Origin of the sequence: Bradyrhizobium roseum (assembly GCF_030413175.1) — a bacterium.
Taxonomy (GTDB): Bacteria; Pseudomonadota; Alphaproteobacteria; order Rhizobiales; family Xanthobacteraceae; genus Bradyrhizobium; species Bradyrhizobium roseum.
The window spans coordinates 2,495,787-2,508,426 of the sequence record NZ_CP129212.1 but is presented as its reverse complement, the minus strand read 5'-3'; the positions used below and the strand labels follow the sequence as shown (position 1 = coordinate 2,508,426).

The window sequence follows — 12,640 nt, the reverse complement described above, 5'->3', positions numbered from 1 at the left end:
ATTAGATCAGGAGCGACGTCCTCAAGTCGAGCGTCAAGGGGAATTCATTTGTGCGTTCTTCGGGCGGCGGGTCGATTTTGCCGGGGGTGTGGCCGTGGTCCTGAAAGCGAGCCAGGCGCCTTGCTTCCGCCTCATAGGAATTGACCGGCTTGGTCTCGTAGCTGCGCCCGCCGGGATGGGCGACATGGTAGACGCAGCCGCCGAGGGAACGGCCGTTCCAGGTATCAATTAAATCAAATGTCAGCGGTGCGTGAACCGGAATGGTCGGATGCAGCCCCGAGGCCGGCTGCCAGGCCTTGAAGCGGACGGCGGCCACCGCCTCCGCCGATCGCCCCGTCGGGGTCATCGGCATCCGCCTGCCGTTACAAGTCACGACATGCCGGCCTTCGACAAAACCCTCGGCCTTGACCTGCAGCCGCTCCACCGAGCTGTCGACATAGCGCACGGTGCCGCCGGCCGAGCCCTCCTCGCCGAGCACATGCCACGGCTCCAGCGCCTGCCGCAATTCGAGCCCCACGCCGCCATGGTGGACGCGACCGAACACCGGGAAGCGAAACTCGAGCTGGGCCGAATACCATTCCGGCGAGAATTCGTAGCCGGAGTGCCGGAGCTCACCGAGCACGCCCTGAAAATCCTCCCAGAGAAAATGCGGCAGCATGAAGCGATCGTGCAGCGCCGTGCCCCAGCGCACGAACCTGCCTTGCTGGGGTTCGCGCCACAGCTTTGCGATCAGCGCGCGGATCAGCAATTGCTGCGCCAGCGACATCCTGGGATCGGGCGGCATTTCGAGCGCACGGAATTCGACCAGCCCAAGCCGGCCGGTCGGCCCGTCGGGCGAATAGAGCTTGTCGATACAGATTTCGGCGCGATGGGTGTTACCGGTGATATCGACCAGGATATGCCGGAACAATCGGTCGACCAGCCACAGCGGCGCCTCGACATCCGGCGGCGGCACGTGGGCCAGCGCGATCTCCAGCTCATAGAGTCCGTCATGGCGCGCTTCGTCGATGCGCGGCGCCTGGCTGGTCGGACCGATGAACATGCCAGAGAACAGGTAGGACAGCGACGGATGGCGCTGCCAGTACAACACAAGGCTTTTCAAAAGATCGGGGCGGCGCAGGAACGGCGAATCCTGCGGCGTCGAGCCGCCGACCACGACATGATTGCCCCCGCCGGTGCCGGTGTGACGGCCGTCGACCAGAAAGCGGTTGGCGCCGAGCCGGACTTTTGCGGCGTCCTCATACAGGCCGAAGGTGATGTCGACGGCGTCGCGCCAGCTCTGCGCCGGCTGCACGTTGATCTCGATGACGCCGGGATCGGGCGTCACCTTGATCACCTCGATGCGCGGGTCGTACGGCGGTCCATAGCCTTCGATCTGAACCGCGGTCTGCATCTGCTCGGCGACCGCCTCCACCGCCGCGATCAGTTCGAGATAGTGCTCGACCTTCTCGACCGGCGGCATGAAGACGCACAGCTTGCCGTCGCGCAACTCGATGGCGATGGCCGTGCGCACCGGCGTCGGCTTACGCTTCCTGGCTGGCTTCGTGGGCACGGTCCCCTCTCCCTTGTCCACGAATTCGTTTCGCGGATTCATCGGATCATCTTCAACGATGTAGGGATATTCTTCGGGAGGGATGCTCATTAGCGACGACATCGGCAGTCGCAGCCCAAGCGGCGAGTCGCCCGGTATCAGGAACAGATGGCCGCGCCGCAACCGCCAGTGTTCGCTGATCCAGCCCGGGCCGTCGTCGCCCGCATTCTGGACCGGCAGCACGAAGCCGCTGATCTGGTTGAGCCCGGTGTTGAAGACGCGCGCCATCCGCGCGCGCTCTTCCGCATCCGCCAGCCTGGAATCTGTCGGGTGGACGTTCACTGGCAAGGAATCTTCCTTCTGCAACCAGTGCACGGGATCTTCATGGGCCGGCAACACATACCCGGCATCGAGACCGAGCCGCTTCGCGACACCTTCGATCAATCGCCTGCCGTCGTCGATCGACGCCTTGCGCGGATCGTCGATACCGGCGATCAGCCCGGCATTCTTCCAGATCGGAACGCCGTCCTTGCGCCAGAACAATCCAAAGGCCCAGCGCGGCAGGCTTTCGCCGGGATACCATTTGCCCTGCCCGTAATGTAGCAGCCCGCCCGGCGCAAAACGGGCTTGCAGCTTTCGGATCAGCTCGTCGGCCAGCGCCTGCTTGGTCGGCCCGACGGCGGCAATGTTCCATTCCGGCGATTCCAGGTCGTCGATGGAGACGAACGTCGGCTCGCCGCCCATCATCAGCCGTACGTCGTCACGCCTGAGATCGGCATCGACCCGCTCGCCGAGCGCATCGAGCCGCGCCCAGGAATCGTCGGAGAACGGCCGCGTGATCCGCGGCGCCTCGCGGATGCGCTTGACGCTCATCTCGAAGCCGAATTCGACATTAGCGAAACCGGCACTGCCGGAGATAGGCGCCGCCGAACGGTAATGCGGCGTGGCCGCAACGGGGATGTGCCCCTCGCCCGTCAACATGCCCGAGGTAACGTCGAACCCGATCCAGCCTGCGCCGGGCAGATAAACCTCGGCCCAGGCATGCAGATCGGTGAAATCGCTCTCGACCTCGCGCGGGCCTTCGACCGGATCGATGTCGGGACGCAACTGGATGAGATAGCCGGAGACGAAGCGCGCCGCGAGGCCCAGATGGCGGAAGACATGGATCAACAGCCACGCCGAGTCGCGGCACGACCCGGAGCCGGCGGCCAGCGTCTCTTCCGGTGTCTGGATGCCCGGCTCCATCCGGATAACGTAGCTGATCTTCTTTTGAAGCTGCGCGTTGAGGTCGACCAGGAAATTGACGGTGCTGTCGGCCTCGCGCGGAATCTCCTGCAGGTACGCTGCGAACAGCGGCCCCTGCTCCGCGGTGGCGAGATAAGGTGCAAGCTCGGTCTTGAGATCGTCGCTATATTCAAACGGAAAACTGGTGGCATAGCCTTCCACGAAGAAGTCAAACGGATTGACGACCGTCATCTGCGCGGTGAAGTCGACTTCGATCTTGAGTTCGGTCGCCTTCTCCGGAAATACGAAGCGCGCCAGCCAGTTGCCCTGCGGATCCTGCTGCCAGTTCACAAAGTGATTGGTTGGCGTGACCTTGAGCGAATAGCTCAGGATCGGCGTGCGCGTATGCGGCGCCGGGCGCAGGCGAACGGTTTGCGGGCCGAGATCGATCGGTCGGTCGTATTTGTAGTGCGTGACGTGGTGTAGTGCGACGAAGATCGACACGGACCGGAGACTCCAGCGGCTTTTTTGAGCAGAACACCGCTCCCGGACGGGATCAAGCACTAACAACGGGCATGGGATGCCCGAAGAGAAGGCGGGCGGTTATCCTGGTCCTCCCCTACGCCGCGGAGGTGAGCCGCTGCAGGAACCCGGAAACTTCGCGCCGGAGTGTCTCCACTTCGCCATGAACGCGCTCCGAAGCGCGGTTCACGCGCGACGCCACCCGGCCGGTATCGGCTGCGGCCTCGCTGATACCGGAGACGTTGGCCGAAACCTGCGAGGTGCCGGCGGACGCCTGCTGCACATTGTGCGCGATTTCGCGCGTTGCCATTCCCTGCTGGTCGACCGCCGACGCGATCGTCGCAGTGATCTTGTCGATCCCGGCAATAGTCTGCGTAATCGCCTCCACGGCGGCCACCGAGGCCGTCGTCGACTGCTGCATCTCGGCGACCTTGGCGCTGATTTCCTCGGTCGCCTTCGCGGTCTGATTGGCAAGGCTCTTGACCTCGGACGCCACCACGGAGAAGCCGCGGCCGGCCTCTCCGGCCCGCGCCGACTCGATGGTGGCATTGAGCGCAAGCAGATTGGTCTGTGCTGCGATCTCGCTGATCAGGCTGACCACATCGCCGATCCGTGCCGCCGCGCCGGCAAGGCTGCGAATTTCGCTGCCGGCCCGGTTGGCTTCGCTGACCGCGCGGCTGGTGCTTTCCGAGGACGATGCGACCTGGCGGCCGATCTCCGCGATCGAGGAGGCAAGCTGCTCGGCAGCGCCGGCAACCGTCGCGACATTGGTCGACGCGTTACTCGACGCGGTGATTACGCCCGCCGTCTCGCGGCTGGTCTTTTCCGCCGCCGCCGCCACCTGACCGGCATCGGCCTCGAGATCGGTCGCAGCGGCGCCCAGGCCGCCGGCGATCTCGTCCAGATGCGTGCCAAACTGTTTCGAAAGATCGGCGATCTCGACCACGCGCCGACCCAAACTGTCGGTGCCCGAATTGATGGTCGCCGCCGAATGGCGGAATGACCCCGGCAATCCTCGCACGAGGATCTTGCGGAAATGCTTGCCCCGGCTGGCGTACTCCATCGATGCGGAGGCCTCGCGGACAAAAGCATCGGTGATGTCGAGCATGTCGTTGACCGACTTCTGCATCGCCCCGAGCCGGCCCGGCTGACGCTCGCCGAGAATACGGGCCTCAAGATCGCCGGCCGCCGCCTTTCGGCAGACCTCGGCGGCTTCCCTGATCACGGTCAATCCTCGGCGCTGGATCAGTATACTGTATCCGAGCAGCAGCGCGACGGCACCCGACAGCGTTGCGGGCACCGCGGTAAACCGGTCGGCGGCCAGGAGCAGCGCCAGTTCTGCAATCGCGAGCAGGCATGCGAGGCCAACTGCGGCTTGCGCTCTAGAGAGAGAGCACGAATTCATCGTAGGCAAGCCCCTTTTGCTTGAGCAGACCGTGCATCATTTCAGAACCGGCGCGCATCCCTTCCTTGGCGTTGGCGTGCCGTCCCTCTTCCTCGCGCAGCGCCTTGTAGATCGGCTTGATGCATTCGATCGGCGCACGGTCGGGTTTGCGGCGGTTCGAATGATAGCCGACGATATTGCCGTGCTGGTCGAAGGTCGGCGTGACGTGCGCGAATACCCAATAGTGGCTGCCATCCTTCGCCAGGTTGACGACATAGGCGAATATCTCGCGTTTGGACTGCAGTGTGTCCCACAAGAGATTGAAGACGCAGCGCGGCATGTCGGGATGCCGGATCAAGCTGTGCGGCGCGCCGATCAGTTCCGTGTAGGAATACTTCGCCATGCGAAGGAAGATATCGTTGGCGTAGCTAATGCGGCCCTTGGGATCGGTCTTCGACACGATCAGTTCTTCTTCGCCGAGCAGAGCTTCCACGCCGGTGGGCCGCACCTTGGGCAACATGTCCAGCTTAATCCTCGCGCTGCGTCGGCGTCAGTGCCCGCATCCGCCGTTCCTACTGGAACAGTCCTTAACCATCCGTGAGTTAGCCATGCAGATTGACCGCATCCCGTAGTTGCGCGGGATTTGATCCAGATCAATGCGGCCTGCGCGCGAGCCGACGACGCAGCAACGGTGGCGGCTACATCGTAGCGCCGAGCACCCAAGGCGCGAACTCCGCGCCGCCGAAATCAAAACTCTCGCTCTTGGTCGGCTGGCCCGATGCGGTCTTCAGCATCAGCTCGAAGATGCGCTGGCCGCATTGCTGCACGGTTTCCTGGCCGTCGAGGATGGTGCCGCAATTGACGTCCATGTCGTCTTCCATACGCTGGTACATCGGCGTGTTGGTGGCGAGCTTGATCGACGGGGCCGGCTTGCAGCCAAATACGCTGCCGCGGCCGGTGGTAAAGCAGACGAGATTGGCACCGCCCGCCACCTGCCCAGTCGCCGCGACAGGGTCGTAGCCGGGCGTGTCCATGAAGACAAAACCCTTCTTGGTAATGGGCTCGGCGTAGTTCAGCACATCTACCAGATTGGTGCTGCCGGCCTTGGCCATCGCGCCCAGCGATTTCTCAAGGATCGTGGTGAGGCCGCCGGCCTTGTTGCCGGGGCTCGGATTGGCGTTCATCTCGGCGCCTTCGCGCTTGGTATACTCCTCCCACCAGCGCATCAGGCCGACGAGCTTTTCGCCGACTTCGCGGCTGACCGCGCGGCGGGTCAGGAGATGTTCGGCGCCGTAGGTTTCCGGCGTTTCCGAGAGGATCACGGTGCCGCCATGGGCGACCAGCAAATCGCTCGCAGCACCAAGTGCCGGATTGGCCGATACGCCGGAATAGCCGTCGGAACCGCCGCATTGCAGCGCCACCGTCAATTCGCTGGCCGGAACCGGCTCGCGCCTGACCTTGTTGGCGTCGGTCAATGCCTCCTTGACGAAGGCGATGCCGGCTTCCACCGTCTTGCGGGTGCCGCCGACTTCCTGGATATCCATCGCGCGCAGGCGGCCGGCCAGCTTCTGTTCCTGCATCAGGCCGCCGATCTGGTTGACCTCGCAGCCCAGCCCCAGCACGACCACGGCCGAGAAATTCGCATGCCGCGCGTAGCCGCCGAGCGTCCGTCGCAGCAGCGCCAGCGGTTCGTCCTGCGTCATGCCGCAGCCGGTCTTGTGGGTCAGCGCCACCACACCATCGACATTCGGGAAATCGGCGAGCGGATTATCGCCGGTAAAGGGATTCTTCTTGAACATGTCGGCGACGATGCCGGCGACATGGGCGCTGCAGTTCACCGAAGTCAGAATGCCGATATAGTTGCGCGTCGCCACCCGGCCGTCGGCGCGGCGGATGCCCTCGAAGGTCGCGGGCAGATCGAAATTCGGCACCGGCTTGACGTCGACGCCATAGGCATAGTCCTTGGCGAAATCCCCCATGCCGCAGTTTTGCGTGTGTACGTGCTGGCCCGGCGAAATCGGCGTGGTGGCGAAGCCTATAATCTGGCCATAGCGGCGCACCGGTTCGCCCACCGCGATCGGCTTGATCGCTACCTTATGCCCCGCCGGAATCCGCTCGGTCGTGGTGACCCCGTCGGCCACCGCCATGCCGGGCGGCAGGCTCGAGCGCGCGATCAGCACCCCATCGTCGGGATGCAGGCGAATAACGGGGGCCGGGGTGGTCATGGGAGTATCTCCTTGAAGGCGAATGGCGAGTAGCGAATGGTATTGATCCAGTCGCTACTCGCCACCCTATTCGCTACTCGCTATTCACGCGCTCAGGCTTTTCCGCCAGCATCCTTGCGGGTCTGGTTCACCTGCATCCGGGCGTAGGCCGACATCAGGCCGACTTCGTTCGACAGCGTCACCAGCTTGAAGCCCATGTTGATGGCGCGCGCAGCGCCTTCCGCGCCGGAACAGTGAATGCCCGGATTAAGGTTGCGCTTGCCGCACTCCTTGATGATCTTCTCGTAGATCTTGAGGATTTCCGGCTCATCGCCGTCGAGTTTCGGCGTCAGGCCGTAGGAGAAGCGGAGATCGGACGGGCCGACATAGACGCCGTCGATGCCCTCGACGTCGAGGATCGATTCCATGTTCTCGATCGCGGTCTTGGTCTCCATCATCGGCAGCAGCACGATCTCGTCATTGGCGGTCTGCTGGTACGAACCCGCAGTGCCGTACATGCCGGCGCGGATCGGGCCGTTTGAACGGGTTCCCTTCGGCGGATATTTGGCGAACTGGACGAGGTCCTTGGCTTCCTTCGGGGTGTTGATCATCGGGCAGATCACGCCATAGGCGCCGCCGTCGAGCACCTTGCCGATGATGCCGGGCTCGTTCCAGGGCACGCGGACCATGGGGGTGACCGGGTGGCCGTTCATCGCCTGGAAGCACTGGACCATCGAGAGATAGTCCTGCACGCCGTGCTGCATGTCGACGGTGACGCTGTCAAAGCCGCATTGCGCGATCACTTCGGCGGAGAAACCCGACGGGATCGCGAGCCACGCATTCACCACGGCCTTGCCCGAGGCCCATACTTTCTTGACGTTGTTGGTTGTCATTGATCGCTTTCCCTTTGTGATCGTTGCGATTGTTGGAGTTCACGGAGTTGATCAGCTGGCGGCCCGCTGGATGCTGGCCTCGCTGACGCCGACCTCGCGGGCGGTATTGACGATCGCTGCCCAGGTGTCGTCGGGCAGCGGGACACCGTTCTTGGTGCGCTCGGCGCGGGTCTTGCGTTCGGGATCGCCAGGGACGAGCACGCTCTCGACGCCGGCAATCGGCTTGGTCTGGCGGATGAAGTCGGTATAGCGCGAGATTTCGCCGTCGAAATAGCCGGTCGTGTCGATCACCTTGGGGTCGACATAGAAGGCGAGCATGCCGTTGGCAAACTGCCGGTCGCCCGACGTCGCGCCGGTGCCGGTCAGCGCGCCGCCAAGCAGTTCGCAGATGAAGGCCAGCCCCGAGCCCTTATGCTCGCCGAAGGCGCGGATCGCGCCCGTTCCCGCGGTGTGATCGCGCGGCCCGTCCTTGGTGTGAGGACCATAGAGGACGGTCGGTTCTTCGCTCAGCGTACCGTCGGCATCGACCAGCGCGCCCTTCGGCAGCTTCTTGCCGCCGCGGCTCGCCACCAGCACCTTGCCTTCGGCGACGACCGAAGTGGCGAAATCGAGCACGATCGGATCCTGCCCCTGGCGCGGAATGCCGACGCAATAGGGCGCGGTCGAGAGCCGCTTCTGCACGCCGCCGAACGGCGCCACCAGCAGCGAGCCGGCGGCGTTGACGAAATGCACCGACACCAGCCCTTCGGCGGCGGCCATTTCGGCCCAGTCGCCGACGCGGCCGATATGCCCGGCGTTGCGCAGCGCGACGGCCGACAGCCCCGCCTTCTTGCACTTCTCGATGCCGGTCCGCACCGCGAACGGCGTCACGGTCTGGCCATAGCCGAACTTGCCGTCCACGACAGCGAGCGACGGCGTATCGACGACGATCTCGGGGGTCTGGTTGGGAATGACGTTGCCTGTCTTCTTCCAGCGTACATAGACCGGAACCCGGATCACCCCGTGGCTGTCATGGCCGGTGAGATTGGCGGTCGTGAGATAGGTCGCGATCCGCCTGGCTTCCTCGGGCGAGGATTCCGAATGCGAAAAGACCTCGGCGACGAAATCAATCAGATGGTTGGCTTTGATGGTGACCATGTCCGGATTTCAGCCTGTCCTTGCAACGGGGCGCACCGACCGTCAGCGGCGAACCCCAACACTCCCGCACCGGTTTTCATGACCGGCTTGATCAGTACTTTGACCGAAAATTCGCTCGCGTGTCCACCATTAGACAAATGATTGCAATCATTTGCGCGGCCGTTATGCGCACGGCCGGTAGCATCATGCAGATTTGTGATTACTCATCTGCCCCGGCGTCGCCCTCGCCCGCCACGTCCATCGCGGCCAGGCTACGCTCGAGTTCACCGAGCATGTCCTGCAGCTCGCTAAGCTTGCGGGCGCCGTAACGCTGGGTGATCTCCGCATAAATCGCTTCCGAATTCGGCGCGACGGCCTCGATCAGTTTCAACCCCTTGGGGGAGATCGACACCACGCCGCGGCGCAGGTCGGCCTCGGCGGTCCGGCGTTCGATCAGGTCGCGCGCCTCGAGGTCGCGCAAGATTCGCGACAAGCTCGGCCCCAGCAAAAAGGCGACACGCGCGAGTTCAGTCACCTCAATGGTGTCGACCGCCGTCAGTGCCCGAAGAATTCGCCATTGCTGTTCGGTCAGGCCGTGGCTGCGCAAGGACGGACGGAACTGCCGCATGACCGCTTCGCGGGCGCGCAGCAACGACATCGGCAGCGAACGGGAGAACTCACGCATCGGCGCGCGGCGCGGTTCGGGCGCTCCCCCCGGCTCCGAACGCGATCCGTTCGACGATTTCTTGTCTGCCATCTTCAATCGTCCGCCATCAGAGAATGAGCGCTTTCGAAAAGATTAAAGTTTTGCGCCGCAACAAGCATCAAATGACTTTGCAGCATACAATTTAACATGTTAAGCAGATTTTCACCCACGATGATTGCTGAAGCAGCCGGACGCCATGGCCCTTTCCAAAGACGATATCCGAAGCGCCGCCGAGCGGCTCGATCAGGCCGAGAAGACCCGCCAACAGATCCGGCAGCTTTCGCTCGAACATCCCGCCATCACGATCGAGGATTCCTACGCCATTCAAAAGGCCTGGGTCGAGATGAAGGTCGGCCAGGGGCGCGTCGTCAGAGGCCACAAGATCGGCCTGACTTCGAAGGCGATGCAGAGTGCGCTCAACATCGACGAGCCGGATTCAGGCATCCTGCTCGATGACATGTTCTTTGCCGACGGCGGGCTGGTGCCGTCGGACCGCTTCATCGCCACCCGCGTCGAGGCCGAACTCGCCTTTGTGATGAAGTCGCGCCTTGTGGGACCGGACTGCACGATCTTCGACGTGCTCAACGCGACCGACTTCGTGGTGCCCGCGCTGGAGATCCTCGACACACGGGTCGAGCGGATCGATCCGCAGACCAAGGCGACGCGAACGATTTTCGACACCATCGCGGATAATGCCGCCAATGCCGGCATCGTGCTGGGCGGCCGCCCGATCCGGCCGATGGACGCCGATTTGCGCTGGATCGGCGCGCTGTGTTTCCGCAACGGACAGCTCGAAGAGACCGGCCTGGCGGCCGGCGTCCTCAACCATCCCGCCACCTCGGTGGCCTGGCTCGCCAACAAGATTGCGCCCAATGGATTGGCGCTGGAAGCCGGACAGGTGGTGCTGGCCGGCTCGTTCATCCGCCCGATCGAAACCCGCAAGGGCGACACGATCCAGGCGGACTATGGCCCCTACGGTTCGGTGAGCTGTTACTTCGCCTGATGCTTTAACTTGGAGCCATCGCCCCATGCCGCACTTCACCATTGAATATTCAGGCAATCTCGATCGCCATGTCGACATGGGCGCGGTGGTGGAACTGGTTCGCAAGTCGGCCGTCGACACCGGTATCTTTCCGCTTGGAGGTATCCGAGTCCGCGCCGTCAGATGCGAGCACTACGCGATTGCCGACGGCCAGAAGAGCCTGTCCTTTCTCGCCATGGTGCTGCGGCTCGGCGAAGGCCGCGACCTTGCTACCCGCAAGAAGGCCGGCGAGCATATCTTCAAGGCGCTGTCGGCCCACCTCGATCCGGTGTTTGCCAAGGAAAAGTTCGCGCTCTCGTTCGACATGCAGATCAACGACAAGGAAACCAGCTGGAAACGCAACAACATCCACGAAGCTCTGAAAGTGGAGGCTCACAATGGATAAAGGAACGCCCAAGGACGGCTTTCAGGCCAACCGCGACCGCGCCGCCCCCCTGCTCGCCAATTTAAAGAGTGAAGGCATCAGCCATCTGATTAACGGCAAGGCCGTCCCGTCTTCTACGGGCCAGACATTCGAGACCGCCTCGCCCGTCGACGGATCGGTGCTGGCGACCGTCGCGCGCGGCAATGCCGAAGACATCGACCGCGCGGCGACGGCGGCCGCTGCCGCCTTCAAGTCCTGGCGCGACATGCCGCCGGCAGCGCGGAAGAAACTGTTGCATCGCGTGGCCGATGCGATCGAGGACAACGCCGACGACATCGCGGTACTCGAATGCATCGACACCGGCCAGGCGCACCGCTTCATGGCCAAGGCCGCGATCCGGGCGGCGGAGAACTTCCGTTTCTTCGCCGACAAATGCGCTGAGGCAAGAGACGGGCTCAACACGCCGAGCGAAGAGCATTGGAATATCTCGACCCGGGTGCCGATCGGCCCGGTCGGCGTCATCACGCCGTGGAACACGCCGTTCATGCTGTCGACCTGGAAGATCGCCCCGGCGCTGGCTGCCGGCTGCACCGTCGTGCACAAGCCGGCCGAATGGTCACCCGTCACCGCCGACCTGTTGGCGAGATTGGCAAAGCAGGCCGGCCTGCCCGACGGCGTTCTCAACACCGTCCATGGCATGGGCGAGGAGGCCGGCAAGGCGCTGACCGAGCATCCCGCGATCAAGGCGATCGGCTTTGTCGGCGAGAGCGCGACGGGTTCGGCGATCATGGCGCAGGGCGCCCCTACCCTGAAGCGCGTCCATTTCGAACTCGGCGGCAAGAACCCCGTGATCGTGTTCGACGACGCCGATCTCGACCGTGCGCTGGATGCCGTCGTGTTCATGATCTACTCGCTCAATGGCGAGCGCTGCACGTCGTCAAGCCGGCTGCTGGTTCAGCAAGGCATCGCCGACAAGTTCATCGACAAGCTCACGGCGCGGGTGAAAGCGTTGAAGGTCGGGCACCCCCTCGACCCCGCCACCGAAATCGGGCCGCTGATCCATGAACGGCATCTGGCCAAAGTCTGCAGCTACTTTGATATCGCCCAAAAGGACGGCGCCACCATTGCAGTCGGCGGCAAGCGGCACGATGGTCCGGGCGGCGGGCATTACGTGCAGCCGACGCTGGTGACCGGCGCAACGGCCAAAATGCGGGTGGCGCAGGAGGAAGTGTTCGGCCCGTTCCTGACCGTGATCCCGTTCAAGGACGAAAAAGATGCCATCGAGATTGCCAACGGCGTGCAATACGGCCTCACCGGCTATGTCTGGACCGGCGACATGGGCCGCGCGCTGCGCGTCGCCGATGCGCTGGAGGCCGGCATGATCTGGCTTAACTCCGAAAACGTCCGCCATCTGCCGACGCCGTTCGGCGGCATGAAATCGTCCGGCATCGGCCGCGACGGCGGCGACTACTCGTTCGACTTCTACATGGAAACCAAGCACGTCTCGCTCGCGCGCGGGACGCACAAGATTCAGAAACTGGGAATTTAACAACGTCCGTTATTCCGGGGCGGCGCGCAGCGCCGAACTATGATGTGCAATTGCACATCAGAGAATCCAAGCCTGCCGGGAAAATGGATTCCGGGTTCAGCCCTG

General features: G+C 63.5%; 10 protein-coding genes. 3 read left to right on the top strand and 7 right to left on the bottom strand.

Annotated elements, in window-relative coordinates; all coding sequences use genetic code 11:
• Position 1 precedes the first annotated feature (1 nt).
• From QUH67_RS11850 to hpaR, 7 genes are all read right to left on the bottom strand, one after another.
• Positions 2–3,259: a transglutaminase family protein gene (locus tag QUH67_RS11850; RefSeq protein ID WP_300946866.1), complete on the bottom strand. Its 3,258-nt coding sequence runs from the start codon at positions 3,257–3,259 to the stop codon at positions 2–4.
• Between the two features lie 115 nt (positions 3,260–3,374).
• The gene (locus QUH67_RS11845; protein WP_300946865.1) at positions 3,375–4,682 is read right to left on the bottom strand and encodes a methyl-accepting chemotaxis protein; all 1,308 of its coding nucleotides are present in this window, start codon (positions 4,680–4,682) and stop codon (positions 3,375–3,377) included.
• A complete protein-coding gene (locus QUH67_RS11840; protein ID WP_300946864.1) occupies positions 4,660–5,181 on the bottom strand; it encodes a PAS domain-containing protein in 522 nt (173 codons plus the stop codon). Before QUH67_RS11840 ends, QUH67_RS11845 begins: the two co-directional genes overlap by 23 nt.
• A 178-nt stretch (positions 5,182–5,359) precedes the next feature.
• Complete coding sequence (locus QUH67_RS11835; protein ID WP_300946863.1) at positions 5,360–6,886, bottom strand: UxaA family hydrolase; 1,527 nt, start codon at positions 6,884–6,886, stop codon at positions 5,360–5,362.
• A gap of 92 nt (positions 6,887–6,978) precedes the next feature.
• Positions 6,979–7,758: an HpcH/HpaI aldolase family protein gene (locus QUH67_RS11830; protein WP_300946862.1), complete on the bottom strand. Its 780-nt coding sequence runs from the start codon at positions 7,756–7,758 to the stop codon at positions 6,979–6,981.
• Positions 7,759–7,809: 51 nt separating this feature from the next.
• Positions 7,810–8,895 (bottom strand): malate/lactate/ureidoglycolate dehydrogenase, encoded by a 1,086-nt coding sequence (locus QUH67_RS11825; protein ID WP_300946861.1) that lies wholly within the window; start codon positions 8,893–8,895, stop codon positions 7,810–7,812.
• A gap of 199 nt (positions 8,896–9,094) precedes the next feature.
• Positions 9,095–9,631: a homoprotocatechuate degradation operon regulator HpaR gene (hpaR, locus tag QUH67_RS11820; RefSeq protein ID WP_300946859.1), complete on the bottom strand. Its 537-nt coding sequence runs from the start codon at positions 9,629–9,631 to the stop codon at positions 9,095–9,097.
• 145 nt (positions 9,632–9,776) lie between these two features.
• On the opposite strand from hpaR, the gene hpaH reads away from it, so the two are divergent.
• From hpaH to hpaE, 3 genes are read left to right on the top strand one after another with little or no spacing between them, the layout of a single operon-like run.
• Entirely contained in the window at positions 9,777–10,583 is an 807-nt protein-coding gene (gene hpaH / locus QUH67_RS11815; protein ID WP_300946858.1) for a 2-oxo-hept-4-ene-1,7-dioate hydratase, read from the top strand.
• Positions 10,584–10,608: 25 nt separating this feature from the next.
• Positions 10,609–11,007, top strand: a complete 399-nt coding sequence (locus QUH67_RS11810; RefSeq protein WP_300946857.1) for a 5-carboxymethyl-2-hydroxymuconate Delta-isomerase — start codon at positions 10,609–10,611, stop codon at positions 11,005–11,007.
• Entirely contained in the window at positions 11,000–12,535 is a 1,536-nt protein-coding gene (gene hpaE / locus QUH67_RS11805) for a 5-carboxymethyl-2-hydroxymuconate semialdehyde dehydrogenase (RefSeq protein ID WP_300946856.1), read from the top strand. The genes QUH67_RS11810 and hpaE overlap by 8 nt, the downstream gene beginning before the upstream one ends.
• The last annotated feature ends 105 nt before the right edge of the window (positions 12,536–12,640 follow it).

Coding starts and splice junctions, on each gene's coding strand:
- QUH67_RS11845 (WP_300946865.1), bottom strand. CDS start 4,682: ATGAATTCGTGCTCTCTCTCTAGAGCGCAAGCCGCAGTTGGCCTCGCA.
- QUH67_RS11840 (WP_300946864.1), bottom strand. CDS start 5,181: ATGTTGCCCAAGGTGCGGCCCACCGGCGTGGAAGCTCTGCTCGGCGAA.
- QUH67_RS11835 (WP_300946863.1), bottom strand. CDS start 6,886: ATGACCACCCCGGCCCCCGTTATTCGCCTGCATCCCGACGATGGGGTG.
- QUH67_RS11830 (WP_300946862.1), bottom strand. CDS start 7,758: ATGACAACCAACAACGTCAAGAAAGTATGGGCCTCGGGCAAGGCCGTG.
- QUH67_RS11825 (WP_300946861.1), bottom strand. CDS start 8,895: ATGGTCACCATCAAAGCCAACCATCTGATTGATTTCGTCGCCGAGGTC.
- hpaR (WP_300946859.1), bottom strand. CDS start 9,631: ATGGCAGACAAGAAATCGTCGAACGGATCGCGTTCGGAGCCGGGGGGA.
- hpaH (WP_300946858.1), top strand. CDS start 9,777: ATGGCCCTTTCCAAAGACGATATCCGAAGCGCCGCCGAGCGGCTCGAT.
- QUH67_RS11810 (WP_300946857.1), top strand. CDS start 10,609: ATGCCGCACTTCACCATTGAATATTCAGGCAATCTCGATCGCCATGTC.
- hpaE (WP_300946856.1), top strand. CDS start 11,000: ATGGATAAAGGAACGCCCAAGGACGGCTTTCAGGCCAACCGCGACCGC.